This window comes from Proteus sp. PR00224 (assembly GCF_016238105.1).
Classification (GTDB): Bacteria; Pseudomonadota; Gammaproteobacteria; order Enterobacterales; family Enterobacteriaceae; genus Proteus.
Genome location: NZ_JAEHQU010000007.1, coordinates 26523 through 43896, shown reverse-complemented (window position 1 = coordinate 43896; position 17374 = coordinate 26523). Strand labels below are relative to the sequence as shown.

Sequence of the window (17374 nt, the reverse complement as noted above, 5' to 3'; positions counted from 1 at the left end):
AACACTCTGAACTTTAGCAGGCACGCATATGGCTAATAAAATAGAACATCTCGACACGTTAGCAATAGAAATAGAAAAACATGCTGGTGGGTTTCAAAATGTGGCAACCCTAACACATTGTATGACTCGTATTCGACTGATTTTAAAAGATAGCTCGCTATTTGATGCCGACGCTTTAAAACAAGTCGAAGGCGTTAAAGGTGTTGTATTTAATGGCGAACAGCACCAAGTGATTGTAGGAATGGGAACCGCGGCAAAAGTTTATTCCATCATGAATAAGCGTATGCAAAACAGTTCAGCAAGTAGTGAAGATGAGCCTGCGTCAACACCAGTGAAAAAAGGCTTCTCCATTCGTCGTATGCTAAATACATTAGCGGCTATTTTTGTCCCGACAATTCCTGCTTTAATTGGCTGCGGTTTGATTATGGGGTTAATTAATATTATCCGTTTAGTCGCACCAGGCTTAGTTGAGCAATTCCCTGAGCTATTTAAATTATTCAAATTAATTGGTAGTACAGTATTTGCATATCTCTCTATTATGATTGGGATAAATACAGCTAAAGAATTGGGCGCGTCAACGTCGATTGGTGCCGTAATGGCTGGGTTATTAGCCATGCCTGGGCTTGCTGATATCACCTTATTTGGTGAGAAATTACAGCCAAACAGTGGCGGGATCTTTGCAGTATTAATGGTGGTCGTGTTCTCTTCAAAATTAGAATTATGGTTTCGTAGTATCGTTAAAGAGAGCCTAGATCTTATCTTAACGCCGTTTGTGACTATTTTAGTCTCTTCTCTTGTGGCGATTATGATATTCCAACCAATCGGCCATTATCTTAATCAGTTATTAGCACAAGGCGTATCATTATCACTTTTAAATCAAGGTGGTGGTGCGGTTGTAACGGGTGCTGCGCTAGGGGGAAGCTTCTTATTTTTACTCTTAACGGGATTGCATCAAGGACTAATTCCTATTCATACCGAAATCTTAAATACTTTTGGTTTAAATTACCTGTTCCCTATTTTAGCCATGGGTGGAATGGGGCAAGTAGGCTCTTGTTTTTGGGTTTATTTACGCACTAAAAACCAACGTTTAAAGAAAACATTAATGGGTGCATTACCTGTTGGTATTTTCGGTGTCGGTGAGCCTTTATTATTTGGTGTTTCCCTTCCATTAGGAAAACCTTTTGTAGCGGGATGTATTGGTGGTGCGGCTGGTGGTGCATTAATGGCATATTTCCAAGTTGGGATCATTATTCCATTTGGTACAGCTGGGTTATCATTAATTCCATTAGTGGGAGATGGGCAAATTATTAAGTTCCTGATCGCAGTATTAGGTGCATGGATTGTCGGTTTTATTGCCAGTATGCTAATGGGATTTACCGATCCAGAGAAATAAGTCAGAAATAAAAAGGATAACAGAATGTCGACACTGACCAAAAAGCTTGAAAGTTTGCTAATACAAGGCAAAGGCACAGAACAACGTATTGCTCATTATTTATTAGAGAATAGTGAGAATATTGCCAGTATGAATGCGGCTGATCTGGCACTTAAAGCAGGTGTAAGTAGTGCTTCTGTTATTCGTTTCTCTCGTCAAATGGGGTATCGCGGTTATCCTGAATTTAAAATTGATTACCTTTCAGAAGAAAAGCAACAAAAAAGCAGTGGCGATATTCTCTATGGCAATCTCGCGAAAACAGACCCGACAGAATTAATTATTTCCAAAACAGGGCATCTGTTTACCAGTGCTATTCAAGATTCATTAGCGTTGTTAGATCCTAATACCATAGATCTATTAGCTGAAAAAATGGTATTAGCAAAACGCATTGTATTGTTTGGTATTGGCGCATCCGCCGTTGTGGCGAGCGATATTTTTCATAAATTAATTCGTGTAAATAAAAACACCTTATTTAGTCCTGATCTTCATGCTCAATTGGCTTATTCCGCTAATTTATCTACTGATGATATTGCCATTGCTGTTACCGCTAGAGGAAATACGACAGATATTAATCGGATGCTGAAATCAGCAAAAAATGAAGGTTGTTTAACTGTGGCATTAACGCGTTTCGGACAAGATGAAGCAACTCGATTATCTGATTATACATTGCCTTATTTTTATGATGAACAACACTCTCAATTAGGCGTGATTACGCCACAAGTTTTACAAATGGTGGCTTTTGATGTGCTGTTTTTTAAATATATGACATTAGCGAGTGAGTCAGCAGAAAAAGCATTATTAAAAGGGCGAGAAGCTGTTATGCAAGGAAATCAATAATGTTACTTATCACCACATTAGCGGTGGGTGCGGCTATTGGTTTAATTATAAGTACGACGGGTGTGGGCGGCGGTGTTATTGTTTTACCTGTATTGACCTATTTCTTTGGTATGAATGCGTTAATGGCAGTTGCAACAGCGAATTTATTATCCATGTTGATGAAAGTTACTTCGTCTTATATGCATTTTCGCCTTGGAAATATTCCTTTTAAAAGAGCGATGATTGTCTTAGGAATAATGCTACCAAGTACCTTTTTAGCCAGTGTTTTGGTTAATTATTTAGGTTCGTTAGCGCAGTATCAGCAACAAGTTGAATGGGGAATTAATGCGCTTGTTGTTAGTGCTATTGTTTTTTCTCTATTTCTCTTTGTACAGAGAATGTTTTTCTCATTACCTCCCGTTGTGGTTGAAAATACAGCGTTAGCTCCTTTAAATATAAAAGCGCTATTACTTCCTGCGATCGCAGCAGGTGTTGTTTTAGGGGCAACAGGGGTGGGTGGTGGTGTGGTTGTGTTACCGTTATTGCTACGCTACGCGAACCTTTCTATTAAGCAAGCTATTGGCACTTCTATATTTACCACAACATTGTTATCGGGATCTTCAGCACTAGCCTATATGCAAGATGGGCATACGGATATTCATTTGGCACTTTTGTTATTTTTAGGCTCGCTAATCTCTATTCCGCTGTCTAAGTGGCTGTTGATCAGAATGCCTGACAGAATATTTCAGTATGCAACGCTGATTTTAATTATTTGTAGTGCGGTGATGATGCTAGCTAAATTATTTTAGTATTTAAATGTATCATTAATGTTAATTATAAAAGTGATATAAAAAAAATAGCTAAATAATAGCTAAATAAAAATAAATTTTTATTGGTTATTTCTTGATTATCTTATTAATTTAATTGAGGTCATTCTTAATATAGAAGCGATTATCCATTTTTTATTTGTGTGTTAATGGAATGTATTCTTGATGATTTATTTTTACTGATATATGGTTTTTATCATAAATAGATAATTGAGATGATAATCACATTAAAGTTAATTCCTATATGTTTCACTGTAACCCTCATTTAATACCTATAAGTGAAGGTACTAGTATTATGGAAAATAATAATAGGAAAACGCCTCATATTAGACGTATTGCCCACATTATGATGTATAAACAACGTCAGTGTTTCCATTTCTCCGTTTTTAACGGGTAAGCCCTCTTTTTACATGCTGAAAATATAAAGCATATTTCCTAATAACGTGTGTTATTGGGGAGACATCTATTTTTCATAAATAATGAATCATTTTTTAACTCTATTATTATCAAAATAATTAGGAGATAGGATTATTATGTCTATTAATATTAAAGGTAGAAGTTTTTTAAAATTACTCGACTTTTCATCAGCTGAAATTCAATATTTATTAAATCTTTCTAAACATTTTAAATCATTAAAAATGGCAGGTATTCCTCACCGCTCTTTGGAAGGTAAAAATATCGTTTTATTATTTGAAAAAACCTCAACACGTACACGTTGTGCTTTTGAAGTGGCAGGTTACGATTTAGGAATGGGAGTGACTTATCTTGATCCAGGCTCATCACAAATGGGTAAAAAAGAGTCTATTGAAGATACTGCACGTGTATTAGGGCGTTTCTATGATGGTATTGAATATCGTGGTTTTGATCAGTCATTAGTTGAAGAACTTGCGGCAAAATCAGGTGTGCCAGTATGGAATGGTCTTACCGATAAATTCCATCCAACTCAGATGTTGGCGGATATGCTAACAGTTGAAGAAAATTTTGGTCATTTAAAAGGGCTTAAGCTGACTTTCTTTGGTGATGCGCGTAATAACGTTGCTAACTCTTTAATGGTGGTCTGTGCCAAATTAGGCTTACATTTTACAGCATGTGGCCCAGCATCTTTAATGCCAGAAGAGCAACTTGTGAAGGAGTGTCGTGCAATCGCGGCTGAAAACGAAGGCTCTATCACATTAACAGAAGATATCGAGAAAGGGGCAAAAGAGGCTGATGTTCTCTATACCGATATTTGGGTTTCAATGGGAGAGCCAGATAGTGTTTGGGATGAGCGCATTCGCTTACTGAAAGCTTATCAAGTCAATGAATCTATGATGAAAATGGCAAATCCTCATGCGATTTTCTTACACTGTTTACCTTCATTCCATGATCGTCTAACGCTCATTGGTGAAGATATTTATCAGAAGTTTGGTTTGAGTGAAATGGAAGTGGCAGACGAAGTTTTTGAGTCACGCCAATCAAAAGTTTTCGATCAGGCTGAAAACCGTATGCATACCATTAAAGCCGTTATGTTCGCGACTTTAAGCTAAAGCAAGGAGTTAACAATGCCTAAGAAGGTATTTATTGCTTTAGGGGGAAATGCATTGGGCAGTACGCCACTAGAGCAAAAGCAGATAGTCCGAAAAACCGCAAAGCCCATTGTGGATTTGGTTGAGAAGGGTTACCAAGTCATTATTGGTCATGGTAATGGCCCACAAGTTGGGATGATTAACTTAGCTATGGATTATGCATCGCAACAGAACATCGGCACGCCTTATATGCCATTTGCTGAATGTGGTGCCATGAGCCAAGGTTATATTGGTTATCATCTACAACAGGCTATTAATGACGAATTATGTGCGAGAGATCTGAATAAAAATCATGGTTGTGCCACCATTGTGACCCAAGTGGTTGTTGATAAAAACGACCCTGCTTTTTTATCACCGACAAAACCGATTGGTGCTTTTTATACTCAACAGCAAGCTGAGGTTATTCAAAAAGAGCACGGTTTTCACTTTATGGAAGATGCTGGACGTGGATATCGTCGAGTGATCCCATCACCTAAGCCGTTAGAAATTGTAGAATCGCCGATTATTAAACAGTTGGTTGAACGTAATATTGTGGTGATTACTGTTGGTGGCGGTGGTATTCCTGTTATTCGGAAAGGGGATTTATTAGAAGGTATTGATGCTGTTATTGATAAAGATAATTCTAGCTCAAAATTAGCCGTAGAATTAAAAGCAGACATTTTATTAATATTAACGGCTGTTGATAAAGTTGCTATTAATTTTAATAAACCAGATCAAATGAATTTAGATAAATTAACGCTTTCTCAAGCGCAGAAATATATTTCCCAAGGGCAATTTGCTAAAGGAAGTATGCTACCTAAAGTTGAGGCTTGCCTTAACTTTCTAAAAGAGAGTGATAAAGGTGTACAAGCTATTATTACTTCTTTAGAGAATGCGTTATCTGCTTTAGAAGGAAAAACAGGTACAACAATTATTTCTGATTAATATCATACTTATCATTATTCTACATTTAATTCTAATAATAGACTCTGCCAGATAGATATTATTTCTACTGGCAGAGTAGCCTCTTATTTAAGTCGAGGACGCTTATGAAACTTAAAAAGTTTGCGTTTCCGACCGCATTTACTATTTTATTTGCCATTACAGTAATTGTGGTTGGATTAACGTGGATAATTCCAGCTGGCGAATATCAGCGATTAAGTTATAACTCAGCGGGGCCATCATTAGTGGTTGCGAAAATAGATGGTTCTCATGAAGTGTTACCTGCAACTCAGGCAACATTAAATGATTTAAATGTCTCTATTGAGATTAATAAATTTACAGATGGGACAATTAAAAAACCGATAGCGATACCTGGAACCTATGAACGCGTAGCACAGCAACCCAAAGGGATTATGGATATTACCGAAAGTATGGTGAAAGGCACGATAGAGGGAGCTGATGTTATTGTTTTCATTCTTGTCTTGGGGGGGCTTATTGGAGTTGTTAATAAAACCGGTGCATTCAATGCAGGTTTAACAGCACTAGCGAATCGAACCAAAGGCAAAGAGTTTTTAGTCGTGTTTGGGGTCACGATTATATTATCCATCGGCGGGACAAGCTGTGGGATTGAAGAAGAAGCCGTTGCCTTCTATCCCATATTAGTACCCATATTCTTAATCTTGGGTTATGACGCTATTGTGTGTGTTGGTGCTATTTTCCTTGCCTCTTCAATGGGGGCTGGGTTCTCAACTGTAAATCCTTTCTCAGTTGTTATCGCATCAAATGCTTCGGGGATCAGTTTTATTGAAGGGATCGGCTTTCGTACTATTGGGTTGGTGATTGGTACGATGGGGGTTTTGGTTTATTTATATTGGTATTGCAAGAAGATCAAAAAAGATCCGACTTTCTCTTACAACTATGAAAATGCCGAAAGTTTTAAACAGCGCTTTTTAAGTAATTACGATCCTAATGAGATATTAGAATTTTCGTGGCGTCGTAAAGTGATCCTCTGCTTATTTGTTGCTGCTTTTCCTATTATGGTTTGGGGTGTTATGGACATGGGCTGGTGGTTTCCACAAATGGCAGCTCTTTTCCTTGCTATCGCAATCATCATAATTTTTCTCTCTGGATTAAAAGAGAAAACAGCCATTGATGGATTTATTCACGGGGCATCGGAATTAGTCGGTGTTTCATTAATTATTGGTTTAGCGCGTGGTGTTAACCTTGTGATGGAACAAGGTAAAATTGCTGATACCATTCTTGAATTTATGTCTCATATGGTTGCAGGAATGCCACCAAGTTTATTCTTATTGGCACAGCTCGTTGTCTTTATCTGTTTAGGTTTTATTGTTCCGTCTTCTTCAGGGCTTGCGGTTTTAGCGATGCCAATCATGGCGCCATTAGCGGATGCAGTTGGTGTTCCTCGTTATATGGTGGTATCGGCATATAACTGGGGACAATATATTATGTTGTTCTTGGCGCCTACTGGGCTGGTGTTAGCGACATTGCAAATGTTAGATATCTCCTATAATAAATGGCTTAAATTTATTATGCCGATGGTGATATTTATGTTTGTACTCTCGGCAACACTATTATTGGTTCAAGTTGCTTTTTTATAAAATTGAGTCGATGTGTTTACGTTGAGAAACGAATTTTTGGTTATTCTGTAATGTGAAATTAATCTAGATTTTTATGCTGCAATCAGGGTTATTTTTTGATTTTCACTAGAAGTGATCTAGCTCTCGTTTTTGGCGGTGATAAAAAATAAACCGAAAAAAAAGGTTGTTAATTTGTAGAAGTTATGTTTTTTTAAATACAGATAACACGTAAACACATCATTAAATTAATTGATAGGTAACCCATGATCATCACTACTCTACTACAAAGCCTACGACTAACAGCGCACATTGCGGCTGTGGTTGTCGTGCGTGTGGTGGTGGTCGTCGGCAAAGCGCCGTAACGGGTCCGAATCAACACAGTTTCGCAACCCCGCCGGCGCACTAACCGGGCGGGGTTTTTCTTTTCTACCGCCCATAAAGTCCGGCTTAGAACAAAGGACAGAGAAAAATGGGTGCTCAACAAGATAACGCCACAAGTAGAACCTTTACTGGCGCACAATTAATCGTTTATTTACTGGAACGGCAAGGCATTACGACAATTGCAGGGATCCCCGGTGGTGCGGCGTTGCCTTTGTATGACGCATTAAGCCAAAGCAAATCTATTCGCCATATCTTAACTCGCCATGAACAGGGCGCAGGTTTTATCGCTCAAGGTATTGCAAGAGCAAATGGCAAACCTGCTGTTTGTATTGCCTCAAGTGGGCCGGGGGCGACGAATTTAGTCACTGCAATCGCAGATGCTAAATTGGATTCTATTCCTTTGGTGTGTATTACTGGTCAGGTATCTTCTGCAATGATTGGGACAGATGCCTTCCAAGAAGTTGATACTTATGGCATGTCTATTCCTATTACTAAACATAATTATTTAGTGCGCGATATTGCTGATTTACCCGAAATTATTTGTGATGCGTTTCGTTTAGCTATGTCAGGGAGACCGGGCCCAGTTTGGGTTGATGTACCAAAGGATATTCAGCAAGCCACAATTACATTAGAAGCGTTACCACCTATTCCACAAAAAGATCCCGTTCCCGCATTTAATACTGATTTAGTGATACAAGCGGCGCAAATGATCAACCAAGCTAAAAATCCAGTTTTATATTTAGGCGGTGGAATAATTAGCTCAGAAGCATGCAAAGAAGCGATTGAATTAGCAGAGAAAAATAATCTGCCAACAACGATGACCTTAATGGGATTAGGATTAATGCCACCTTCACACCCTCTGTATTTGGGGATGTTGGGTATGCATGCGACGCGTAGTACCAATTTTATTTTAGAAGAAGCGGATTTGTTGATTGTATTAGGTGCGCGCTTTGACGATCGTGCTATTGGTAAAGCAGAGAAGTTTTGCCCTAATGCCAAAATTATTCATGTTGATATCGATCGTGCTGAAATTAGTAAAATCAAGCGCCCAGATATTGCAATCCACGCTGATGCGAAATCAGTGTTATCACTGTTATTACCATTGATTAATACCAATAAGCGTAATGAATGGATAGAGCGTGTTACGACACTGAAACAAGAATATCCATTGGAGATGAAAAACTCTGAAAATATTCTGAGTGGTTATGGCATTGTATTAGCGGCCGCAAATTGTGTTGATGATGATGCCATTATTACAACAGACGTTGGGCAACATCAGATGTGGGTTGCACAAGCGTATCCGTTAAATCGACCTCGACAATGGTTAACATCTGGCGGTTTAGGCACGATGGGATTTGGTTTACCAGCAGCGATTGGTGCCGCATTAGCGGAGCCAAGTAAGAAAATCCTCTGCTTCTCTGGGGATGGTAGCATTATGATGAATATTCAAGAGTTTGCTACGGCGGCTGAACACCAATTAGATATCAAAATTATTTTGATAAATAATCAGGCATTGGGATTGGTTCACCAACAACAAACGCTGTTTTTTGAAGAGCGTATTTATGCGGCGGCTTACCCTTATCAAACAGATTTTATTCGTATTGCACAAGGCTTTGGTTTAGACACCTGTGACTTAAATCAGGAAGCGGATCCTGCGAGTGCATTAAAAGCAGCAATTGAAAAACCAGGTCCGTGTTTAATTCATGTCATGATTGATATTCATGAAAAAGTATTTCCAATGGTACCGCCAGGGGCGGCAAATATTGAGATGATAGGAGCTTAATTTATGTCACAACAATCACAACCTATCGCGCTGGAATTGATTGTTCGCAACCATCCCGGTGTTATGACCCATATTTGTGGGCTATTTGCTCGCCGTGCCTTTAACGTTGATGGTATTTTGTGTTTACCGATGAAAAATAGCGATAAAAGCCGTATTTGGCTATTAGTGCAAAAAGATGATCGCCTAATGCAGATGGTGAGTCAGGTAGAAAAGCTTGAAGACGTAAAAGAAGTGAGATTCAGCGACGATTTACGTGTTTTTGAACAAATGGAAAGTTATCTAAGTTAATTTGTCATTTTTATTTTATCAGTGGCTTTATTCTTAATTACGGTATTTTTAATTAATAGGAATAAAGCCATATTTTTATCACAAATAAAAAAGCTAAGGACGATGATGATAATGCTGTTGATTGGGGCTAGACATAATGACGGATGCACGCAAATGCCCTTCAACACAAATATAAGAGTGAGGGGTATTACCATGAAAGGCGTAAAAATCACCTGTTTCGAGTAAGACCGTTTCATCATTGTCAAAACGCATCATTAATTTACCCGAATAGACCATGATGTGTTCTTGAGTTCCATCTGCGTGAGCTGGGCTATTGATGATCGCGCCATGCTTCATTTCGATATGCCAAATTTCAGTAATATTGCCGATACCAATACGAAATTTAAACTCTTGGGCATAATCACCCACGATAGGCTTATGTCGTTCTAAACGAGGATATTCTTCTCGTGTGAAACTAAATAAATCCCCTAACGGAAAGCCAAGCGCTATTGCGATAGCCTCTAAGGTATCGATTCTAGGATTAGAATCACCCGATTCTAATTTTGACAATGCAGCCTTGGATATTCCCGATTTTCTTGATAACTCATTAAGTGACAAGTTTCGAGACTGTCTTAATTGTTTGACTTTATTACCAAGGTATTCATTCGTTTTTTTAGGAGGTTGTGGGTTCATTGCCAATTCAAAATATCGTTAGTTTAAAAGAGTTATTCCGATTAGATAATAACACTAATTAACCGTATTCGGAAAAATGAGATCCTGTTTCTGCTGTATTTTGTGAATAGTCTTACGATCACTGTTCGATTTTTAATAATTACGCTAATATTCTTCATTAAATGATAATTATTCAAGGTTTATTATGATGGACTTACTCAGTTGGTCTGATCTTTTTATTTGCCTACTTACCTTATTCTTTGCTTATGTTATTTTCGGTATGGCTGGGTTTGGCTCTGCGTTAATTGCAGGCCCTGTATTAGCACTTTATTTACCTCTTTCAATGATAGTGCCTTTATTGGCATTAATCGATTTAAGTGCTGCCATAGTGAATGTTTTAAGAGATGGCAAACAGGCTGATTTTAAAGAGATACGCTATCTTATTCCGCTGATTATTATTGGTAGTCTGGTCGGTGCGACGATTTTATTAACCACACGACCTGATTTGCTTTCTCTTCTTTTAGGTATCTTTGCCGCTTGTTATGCCATTTATGCCTTGTTTTGGAAAAAACAAGAAAGCCAATTTTCTCAACGCTTGGTTTATCCTTTTGGGTTAATTGGTGGTGTATTTAGCGCATTGTTTGGTAGTGGTGGCTTTTTATATGCAATCTATTTATCAGGCAGAATTGCAGATAAAAACAAGTTTCGCATTACACAAACGACATTGATTGGCTTTAGCACACTAACGCGAGTGGTGATTTTCTTATTTGCGGGTATTTATTGGCAATTGGATATTCTTAAGTTAGCTGTCATTTTCTTGCCTGCTATGTTTGCGGGAGTTTGGTTAGGGCGAAATTTAACATTACGTATGTCGAAAGCTCGATTTATGAGTGTGATTTATACCATTGTATTGGCATCAGGTACTGTGCTTATTTATCGTTATTTTTCTTAAGCGTTGCAGGATAAATGACGGTGAAGTGAGAATATTGTGAAAGGCAAAGATCTTGGTGAGTCAAACGAAGATCTTTCTCTGATTAATGTTACTTTTTAAGCATGTTTATCTATTTCTTATCCCCTATAATAAAACAATATTTTATTTAACCACCTTCCTTTTATTACAGAGGTTTCTGTTATTCGCAGAAACAAAATAACATGTCATATCAAAATTATCGCCAATCTGAAGTTTTTGCGATAACAACTATCACGGTAAGTATTGGCGTTATCGGGATTGTTATCGGATTAACTATTCCTATGGTTGCACTGCGCCTTAATTTAGCGGGAATTAGTGAATCTATCATTGGACTTATTTCCGCTGCACCCGCTATTGGGATGTTAATTATTTCGCCTTTTGCTCGGCGTATTGTGCAATGGATAGGCAAACGCTTTGCCATGCTATTAGCAACCATTGTTTCTGCAATAAGCTTATTACCTTTAATGGGGAGCTTGCCTTTAGAGGTTTTATTTCCTCTACGATTAATCACTGGGATTGCCAGTGGTGTGATGATTTGTTTAGGTGAAACGTGGATTAATGAGCTTTCACCAGATAATAAACGTGGGCGGATTTTAGCGGTATATACTACGGTATTTACTATTAGCCAGTTATTAGGGCCTTCAATTATTGCGCTTTATGGCGTCGCAGATAAGACACCTATTTTAATTAGTGTCTTTATTCATATTATCTCTATTGTCCTGTTTTTAATGATGGATCAGAAAACAGGTGATAAATTACCGAAAGATACGCAAGAGCCTAATTTTTCTATTATCCGCTTTGTTAAAGTGGCACCCGCAATCTGTGGTGGTATTGTTTTCTTTGCTTTTTTTGATGGCACCGTACTTTCTATGTTTCCTATTTATGGCCTAAGTATGGGACACACTGAAGCTATTGCCGCAATGATGATAAGCGCTATTTTAGCGGGTGATGCCATTATGCAAATGCCATTTGGCTGGCTTGCTGATCATATGAACAGAACACGGTTATATCGAGTTTGTGGTGTAGTGACTTTACTTGCAAGCTTATTATTACCTATCACTATGTCCCATACATTTTTGATTTGGCCTTTATTGCTGGTGTTGGGTGCAACAGCTGGTGCGATATACACCATTGCGTTGGTACAAATAGGGCAATATTTCTCAGGCAATGATCTGATGGTTGCTAATGCGTCAGCTGCGATGTTATGGGGAATTGGTAATTTAGCAGGGCCTTTGCTGGCTGGCGCGATGTCAGAAATTTCTTCATCTTCACTACCATTTTTATTGGTTGCTATGACAGGTTTATTCTTAGTTTCAACGATGGAACGTTGGAACCTAGGTGTTGAAGCACTCAATAGTAGCTCATCTTAATATTATTTCTTCTCTATCGTATTCCATTTAAGGTCAAACGAATGCGATAGAGGAAGCCTTTCTTTTCTCGATTTCTAAATATTAAAAATTTATCTTATTGTTTTTTATAAATGATTATGATTATCTTTTGTAGTTGTAACTATTTTAAAATTTATTAAGAATAATCTAGAAATGCTTATGCAAAACGGAAAATTATTTGCTAAAACTGCGCTTACTCATCTAACGTTAGAAGTAGAAGATGACACTATCTTCAGATAAAAATAGTGAATACTGCAAATCATTAATCGCCACACATTGGGAACGGGAGGTATTATTTATCTAAGCAACTTATTAAAGTTACTAATAATAGATAGATATACCTAGTTATCATATCGTGTAATATAAATTCAATAAAAACAATTGATTAATCTGTTTTTCTACTGTGAGATAAGCATGATATTAGATGATTGTACAAAAGTAGAATGATGAGGAAAGTCGGTAGCTGCTTTCCTCTTTTTCTTTTTTCTAACTTAAATTATCTTTTTATGACATTTTTATTAAAAATGTATTTTTTCGCTTGATTCTTACCCTAAAAGCACCAGATAATCGTTTGCGTCAAATTCTCTCACTCAATCCACACGAAAAACCAAACGTTTGCTTTTGACTCCCTCTTAAGATTTTTCATCGACAAGAGGTTATTCTAATTGATACGTAATCGTTTTCTTTTTTTTGGAGAGTGAACCGTTTTTATGTCAGAGGAAAGTAATGTCTGCTAATCAATCAGCAAGCACAGGTAAACTGGATAGCTATTTTAAACTTACAGCACGCGGCACAACTGTTCGCAAAGAAATGATCGCTGGTTTGACGACATTTCTGGCTATGGTGTATTCCGTTATTGTTGTTCCTAGTATGTTAGGACAAGCCGGTTTTCCACATACAGCGGTTTTTATTGCAACCTGTTTAGTCGCGGGATTAGGCTCCCTTCTAATGGGATTGTGGGCAAATCTTCCTATGGCAATTGGTTGTGCTATTTCATTAACAGCATTTACCGCTTTTAGCTTGGTCTTGGGACAAAACATTTCTGTGCCCGTTGCATTAGGTGCCGTGTTTTTAATGGGATGTTTATTCACCGTTTTCTCATTAACTGGCATTCGCACTTGGATCTTAAAAAATATTCCAATTGGTATCGCACATGGTGCAGGAATAGGGATTGGGCTTTTTCTGCTTTTAATCGCAGCAAACAGTGTTGGATTAGTGGTTAAAAACCCATTTGATGGTTTGCCTGTCGCAATGGGTAAATTTACATCATTTTCTGTTCTGATGTCACTTGCTGGATTGGCCGCTATTTTCGGATTAGAAAAACGTAAAGTGCCGGGTGGCGTGCTATTAGTGATTGTGGCTATTTCGATTATCGGCCTTATTTTTGATCCTAATGTAAAATATCAAGGCATCTTTAAAATGCCTCAATTAGGTGAAGATGGACTTTCTTTATTGTTTGCAATGGATATTAAAGGTGCCTTACAGCCTTTAGTATTACCGAGTGTTCTTGCGTTAGTGATGACTGCCATTTTTGATGCCACTGGGACTATTCGCGCTGTTGCAGGTCAAGCAAACTTATTAGATAAACGCGGGCAAATTATTAATGGCGGAAAAGCGCTGACTTCTGACTCTGTCAGTAGTATTTTTGCGGGTGTTATTGGTGCTGCACCGGCTGCGGTTTATGTTGAATCAGCCGCAGGAACAGCGGCTGGTGGTAAAACAGGATTAACCGCAACAGTAGTCGGTATTTTATTTTTACTGATCCTTTTCTTATCGCCTCTTTCTTATTTAGTTCCTGCTTATGCAACGGCACCTGCGTTAATGTATGTGGGTTTATTGATGCTAGGTAACGTCACTAAGTTAGATTTCAGTGATTTTGTTGATGCAATGTCAGGTATGGTGTGTGCTGTATTTATTGTTTTAACCTGTAATATCGTCACAGGTATTATGTTAGGTTTCGGCTGTTTGGTGATTGGCCGTATATTTGCAGGTGAATGGCGTAAACTCAATATTGGCACAGTATTAATTACTATTGCTCTAGTGGCATTTTATGCGGGTGAGTGGGCAATTTAATTTAAATAATCGGTTTTAAAGACAAAAGGCGGAATATATTTTTATTCCGCCTTTTTGCTATTTATTTCTCTACTTTTATTCGCTATTGTCGAAATTAAATCTAGTAATTAAATAGTTGGTAGAAGATATGCAAGAAATAAAAATACGCCATGGTGAACCTGACGACGCATCAGCAATTCAACAACTATATACACATCCTGATTTATATATTTGCACTTGCCAATTTCCTTATCCTTCAGTCACGATGTGGAAAAAAAGATTACTTGAATTTTCAGAACAAAACATCCCTAATTTTGTTGCAACTATTGATGGCCAAGTCGCGGGACATTTAGCACTGATAATCGATAATCATCCTCGTCGTCGCCACATTGTGAGTTTTGGTCTTGGTGTTGGTGCTGAATATTCCGGAAAAGGCGTTGGTAAATTACTTATCAATACAGCAATTGATTATGCTTTCAATTGGTTAGCAGCCACTCGATTAGAATTAGAAGTGTATTCAGACAACGAAAGAGGCTTACATCTGTATAAGAAATTGGGTTTTGAAGTTGAAGGTATACGCCGTAAAGCTGCTTTTAGAGAAGATAAATATTGTGATGTTGTCATGATGTCGATGTTAAGAACAATTGAATAATCATTAGCATTACGAGTTAGCTCTCAAATTTAATCGCTATTGTCATTTATCTATTATTTTTTATTTAATTACTTAATGTTTTACGTTTTTATACGGTCTATTACATTGTTTAGACTGAAAAAGAGGAATAAAAACGTATGCTTTCTATAATTAATGCCGTTAATAAATAGAGAGCAATAAATAGCGTACAATGTGCGGTGTTAGATACGATTAGTCTTAATTTTTAAATATTCTCACAGAGTCTGAGTGGGATCTGTTTAAAATAAGCAGTGATGCATAGATAAAGAAATGTATGATGCGCGAATTTTACATAATATGTTTCTTTATTGTTCGGTAGGTTTTCCTTTTATAAGGGAAAGATGTCAGGTTTTCAGGATAAAAATAGGCATGTAAGGGTAACATGGAAATTTTCTTTACTATTTTGATTTTAATACTGGTGGTTTCAGTTTCGGGAGTTATCACAAAATTAATTCCCTTTCGTGTTCCGTTACCATTAATACAGATTGTGATAGGGGCTTTATTGGCATGGCCTCAGTTTGGTTTACATGTCACTTTTGATCCTGAATTATTCCTCGTTCTATTGATCCCGCCTTTACTTTTTGTTGATGGTTGGAAAACACCGACACGAGAATTTATCCAGAATGGGCGTGAGATTTTTATTCTTGTGCTTGTTTTAGTCATGGTGACCGTTGTTGGTATCGGTTATCTGATTTATTGGATGATGCCAAGTATTCCCCTGATTTCGGCATTTGCATTGGCGGCAGTACTTTCGCCAACGGATGCGGTCGCACTCTCTTCTATTGTTGGTAAAGGGCGAATACCAAAACGAATTATGGGCATCTTAGAGGGTGAAGCATTAATGAACGATGCTTCAGGTCTGGTTGCCTTGAAATTTGCGGTTGCTGTGGCAATGGGAACGATGGTGTTTACTGTTGGTGGTGCAACCCTTGAATTCTTTAAAGTCGCCGTTGGCGGATTACTGGCAGGTATCGGTGTCACCTTAGTTTACAGTAAATCTCTGCGATTAATGAGTCGTTGGAGCGGCGACGATCCTGCTACACAAATCGTCTTTATGTTGCTGCTACCTTTTGCCTCTTATCTTATTGCGGAACATATTGGTTTTTCAGGCATTTTAGCGGCTGTTGCTGCCGGTATGACTATCAGTAAATCAGGCGTTATCAGAAATGCACCTCTTGCGATGCGTTTACGTGCTGATAGCGTGTGGTCAATGCTTGAATTTGTCTTTAACGGTCTTGTCTTTATCATGCTTGGCTTACAGCTTCCTATTATCTGGACAAGCTCTGTTATTCAAGCCGATCTTGACCCAGAAGTTGAAGTCTGGATGCTGTTTGCAGCAGTTTTTGTTATCTACTTTGCACTGCTGATCCTGCGATTTACGTGGTTATGGCTAATGAAGAAAATGAGTCGGATCTTTATGAAAAAGCATCCACTTGATTTCGCTAATTACACAACGCGTGAGTTGTGGTTATCGTCATTTGCAGGTGTTCGTGGTGCAATTACATTGGCGGGTGCGCTTTCTATTCCACTCTTTTTAACCGATGGCAGCACTTTCCCTGGGCGTTATCAAATAATCTTTATTGCTGCTGGTGTTATTTTACTGTCGATTTTAGTAGGCATTATTTCACTTCCTTTCCTATTAAAAGGCGTGAAGGCAACTGACAAAGAAGCAGATAAAAACGAAGTTCGCTACGCACGTAAAGTGATGGCAGAAGTGGCAATTGTTAGTCTGAATAAAATGGAAGAGCGCTTAGCTGCAAGTACTGAAGAGCAGTTGGATGCAGAAGAAATTAATGAAGTTGCTTCTCGTGTAACGGGTTATTTAAGACGCCGTACTGCGGAACAAGATGAAATGGTTCATAACGCGTTAGAAGAAGATCTCGAAAGGCGTTTTCGTTTAACGGCATTACGTGCTGAACGTGGTGAGCTTTATCATCTAAGAGCAACGCGAAAAATCAGTAATGAAACACTCCAATTATTGCTACATGAATTGGATTTAATGGAAGCACTGTTAGTAGAGAAAGACAGTTAA

The 17374-nt window shown here is 38.0% G+C and carries 16 protein-coding genes; 14 read left to right on the top strand and 2 right to left on the bottom strand.

Annotated features, from left to right (window positions below; genetic code table 11):
• Positions 1 to 28 precede the first annotated feature (28 nt).
• The 7 genes from JEP71_RS12660 (at position 29) to JEP71_RS12630 (ending at position 7180) form a co-directional block, all read left to right on the top strand.
• Positions 29 to 1393, top strand: coding sequence for a PTS transporter subunit EIIC (locus tag JEP71_RS12660; protein ID WP_109372624.1), 1365 nt, complete (start codon positions 29 to 31; stop codon positions 1391 to 1393).
• 24 nt (positions 1394 to 1417) lie between these two features.
• Positions 1418 to 2269, top strand: coding sequence for a MurR/RpiR family transcriptional regulator (locus tag JEP71_RS12655; RefSeq protein ID WP_198626333.1), 852 nt, complete (start codon positions 1418 to 1420; stop codon positions 2267 to 2269).
• Positions 2269 to 3057: a sulfite exporter TauE/SafE family protein gene (locus JEP71_RS12650; RefSeq protein WP_109372622.1), complete on the top strand. Its 789-nt coding sequence runs from the start codon at positions 2269 to 2271 to the stop codon at positions 3055 to 3057. The genes JEP71_RS12655 and JEP71_RS12650 overlap by 1 nt, the downstream gene beginning before the upstream one ends.
• Before the next feature lie 313 nt (positions 3058 to 3370).
• Positions 3371 to 3472: a leader peptide SpeFL gene (gene speFL, locus JEP71_RS17770; protein WP_109372621.1), complete on the top strand. Its 102-nt coding sequence runs from the start codon at positions 3371 to 3373 to the stop codon at positions 3470 to 3472.
• Between the two features lie 136 nt (positions 3473 to 3608).
• Positions 3609 to 4601: an ornithine carbamoyltransferase gene (argF, locus tag JEP71_RS12640; RefSeq protein WP_109372620.1), complete on the top strand. Its 993-nt coding sequence runs from the start codon at positions 3609 to 3611 to the stop codon at positions 4599 to 4601.
• 15 nt (positions 4602 to 4616) lie between these two features.
• Entirely contained in the window at positions 4617 to 5564 is a 948-nt protein-coding gene (arcC, locus tag JEP71_RS12635; RefSeq protein ID WP_198626332.1) for a carbamate kinase, read from the top strand.
• Positions 5565 to 5668: 104 nt separating this feature from the next.
• Positions 5669 to 7180: a YfcC family protein gene (locus JEP71_RS12630; RefSeq protein ID WP_198620188.1), complete on the top strand. Its 1512-nt coding sequence runs from the start codon at positions 5669 to 5671 to the stop codon at positions 7178 to 7180.
• A gap of 190 nt (positions 7181 to 7370) precedes the next feature.
• On the opposite strand, the gene JEP71_RS17765 is transcribed toward JEP71_RS12630, so the two are convergent.
• The gene (locus JEP71_RS17765) at positions 7371 to 7538 is read right to left on the bottom strand and encodes a hypothetical protein (RefSeq protein WP_420902346.1); all 168 of its coding nucleotides are present in this window, start codon (positions 7536 to 7538) and stop codon (positions 7371 to 7373) included.
• A 90-nt stretch (positions 7539 to 7628) separates the two neighbouring features.
• On the opposite strand from JEP71_RS17765, the gene ilvB reads away from it, so the two are divergent.
• Both ilvB and ilvN read left to right on the top strand, forming a co-directional pair.
• The gene (gene ilvB / locus JEP71_RS12620) at positions 7629 to 9323 is read left to right on the top strand and encodes an acetolactate synthase large subunit (RefSeq protein WP_198620187.1); all 1695 of its coding nucleotides are present in this window, start codon (positions 7629 to 7631) and stop codon (positions 9321 to 9323) included.
• Positions 9324 to 9326: 3 nt separating this feature from the next.
• Positions 9327 to 9611, top strand: coding sequence for an acetolactate synthase small subunit (ilvN, locus tag JEP71_RS12615; protein ID WP_109372615.1), 285 nt, complete (start codon positions 9327 to 9329; stop codon positions 9609 to 9611).
• Positions 9612 to 9704: 93 nt separating this feature from the next.
• Here ilvN and JEP71_RS12610 read toward each other — a convergent pair whose 3' ends face one another.
• A complete protein-coding gene (locus tag JEP71_RS12610; RefSeq protein ID WP_151434082.1) occupies positions 9705 to 10283 on the bottom strand; it encodes a helix-turn-helix domain-containing protein in 579 nt (192 codons plus the stop codon).
• 184 nt (positions 10284 to 10467) lie between these two features.
• On the opposite strand from JEP71_RS12610, the gene JEP71_RS12605 reads away from it, so the two are divergent.
• The 5 genes from JEP71_RS12605 (at position 10468) to JEP71_RS12585 (ending at position 17374) form a co-directional block, all read left to right on the top strand.
• Positions 10468 to 11214, top strand: coding sequence for a sulfite exporter TauE/SafE family protein (locus JEP71_RS12605; RefSeq protein WP_160229926.1), 747 nt, complete (start codon positions 10468 to 10470; stop codon positions 11212 to 11214).
• Between the two features lie 200 nt (positions 11215 to 11414).
• Positions 11415 to 12602 carry an MFS transporter gene (locus tag JEP71_RS12600; protein ID WP_198626331.1) on the top strand — a complete coding sequence of 396 codons (1188 nt, stop codon included), beginning with the start codon at positions 11415 to 11417 and terminating at the stop codon, positions 12600 to 12602.
• A gap of 744 nt (positions 12603 to 13346) precedes the next feature.
• Positions 13347 to 14693: an NCS2 family permease gene (locus tag JEP71_RS12595; protein WP_099075192.1), complete on the top strand. Its 1347-nt coding sequence runs from the start codon at positions 13347 to 13349 to the stop codon at positions 14691 to 14693.
• Between the two features lie 127 nt (positions 14694 to 14820).
• A complete protein-coding gene (locus tag JEP71_RS12590) occupies positions 14821 to 15324 on the top strand; it encodes a GNAT family N-acetyltransferase (RefSeq protein WP_198626330.1) in 504 nt (167 codons plus the stop codon).
• Positions 15325 to 15724: 400 nt separating this feature from the next.
• Positions 15725 to 17374: a Na+/H+ antiporter gene (locus JEP71_RS12585; protein WP_198620183.1), complete on the top strand. Its 1650-nt coding sequence runs from the start codon at positions 15725 to 15727 to the stop codon at positions 17372 to 17374.

Bases quoted from the DNA above. Each gene is read 5' to 3' on its own strand.
- JEP71_RS12660 (WP_109372624.1), top strand. From the start codon at position 29: ATGGCTAATAAAATAGAACATCTCGACACGTTAGCAATAGAAATAGAA.
- JEP71_RS12655 (WP_198626333.1), top strand. From the start codon at position 1,418: ATGTCGACACTGACCAAAAAGCTTGAAAGTTTGCTAATACAAGGCAAA.
- JEP71_RS12650 (WP_109372622.1), top strand. From the start codon at position 2,269: ATGTTACTTATCACCACATTAGCGGTGGGTGCGGCTATTGGTTTAATT.
- speFL (WP_109372621.1), top strand. From the start codon at position 3,371: ATGGAAAATAATAATAGGAAAACGCCTCATATTAGACGTATTGCCCAC.
- argF (WP_109372620.1), top strand. From the start codon at position 3,609: ATGTCTATTAATATTAAAGGTAGAAGTTTTTTAAAATTACTCGACTTT.
- arcC (WP_198626332.1), top strand. From the start codon at position 4,617: ATGCCTAAGAAGGTATTTATTGCTTTAGGGGGAAATGCATTGGGCAGT.
- JEP71_RS12630 (WP_198620188.1), top strand. From the start codon at position 5,669: ATGAAACTTAAAAAGTTTGCGTTTCCGACCGCATTTACTATTTTATTT.
- ilvB (WP_198620187.1), top strand. From the start codon at position 7,629: ATGGGTGCTCAACAAGATAACGCCACAAGTAGAACCTTTACTGGCGCA.
- ilvN (WP_109372615.1), top strand. From the start codon at position 9,327: ATGTCACAACAATCACAACCTATCGCGCTGGAATTGATTGTTCGCAAC.
- JEP71_RS12610 (WP_151434082.1), bottom strand. From the start codon at position 10,283: ATGAACCCACAACCTCCTAAAAAAACGAATGAATACCTTGGTAATAAA.
- JEP71_RS12605 (WP_160229926.1), top strand. From the start codon at position 10,468: ATGATGGACTTACTCAGTTGGTCTGATCTTTTTATTTGCCTACTTACC.
- JEP71_RS12600 (WP_198626331.1), top strand. From the start codon at position 11,415: ATGTCATATCAAAATTATCGCCAATCTGAAGTTTTTGCGATAACAACT.
- JEP71_RS12595 (WP_099075192.1), top strand. From the start codon at position 13,347: ATGTCTGCTAATCAATCAGCAAGCACAGGTAAACTGGATAGCTATTTT.
- JEP71_RS12590 (WP_198626330.1), top strand. From the start codon at position 14,821: ATGCAAGAAATAAAAATACGCCATGGTGAACCTGACGACGCATCAGCA.
- JEP71_RS12585 (WP_198620183.1), top strand. From the start codon at position 15,725: ATGGAAATTTTCTTTACTATTTTGATTTTAATACTGGTGGTTTCAGTT.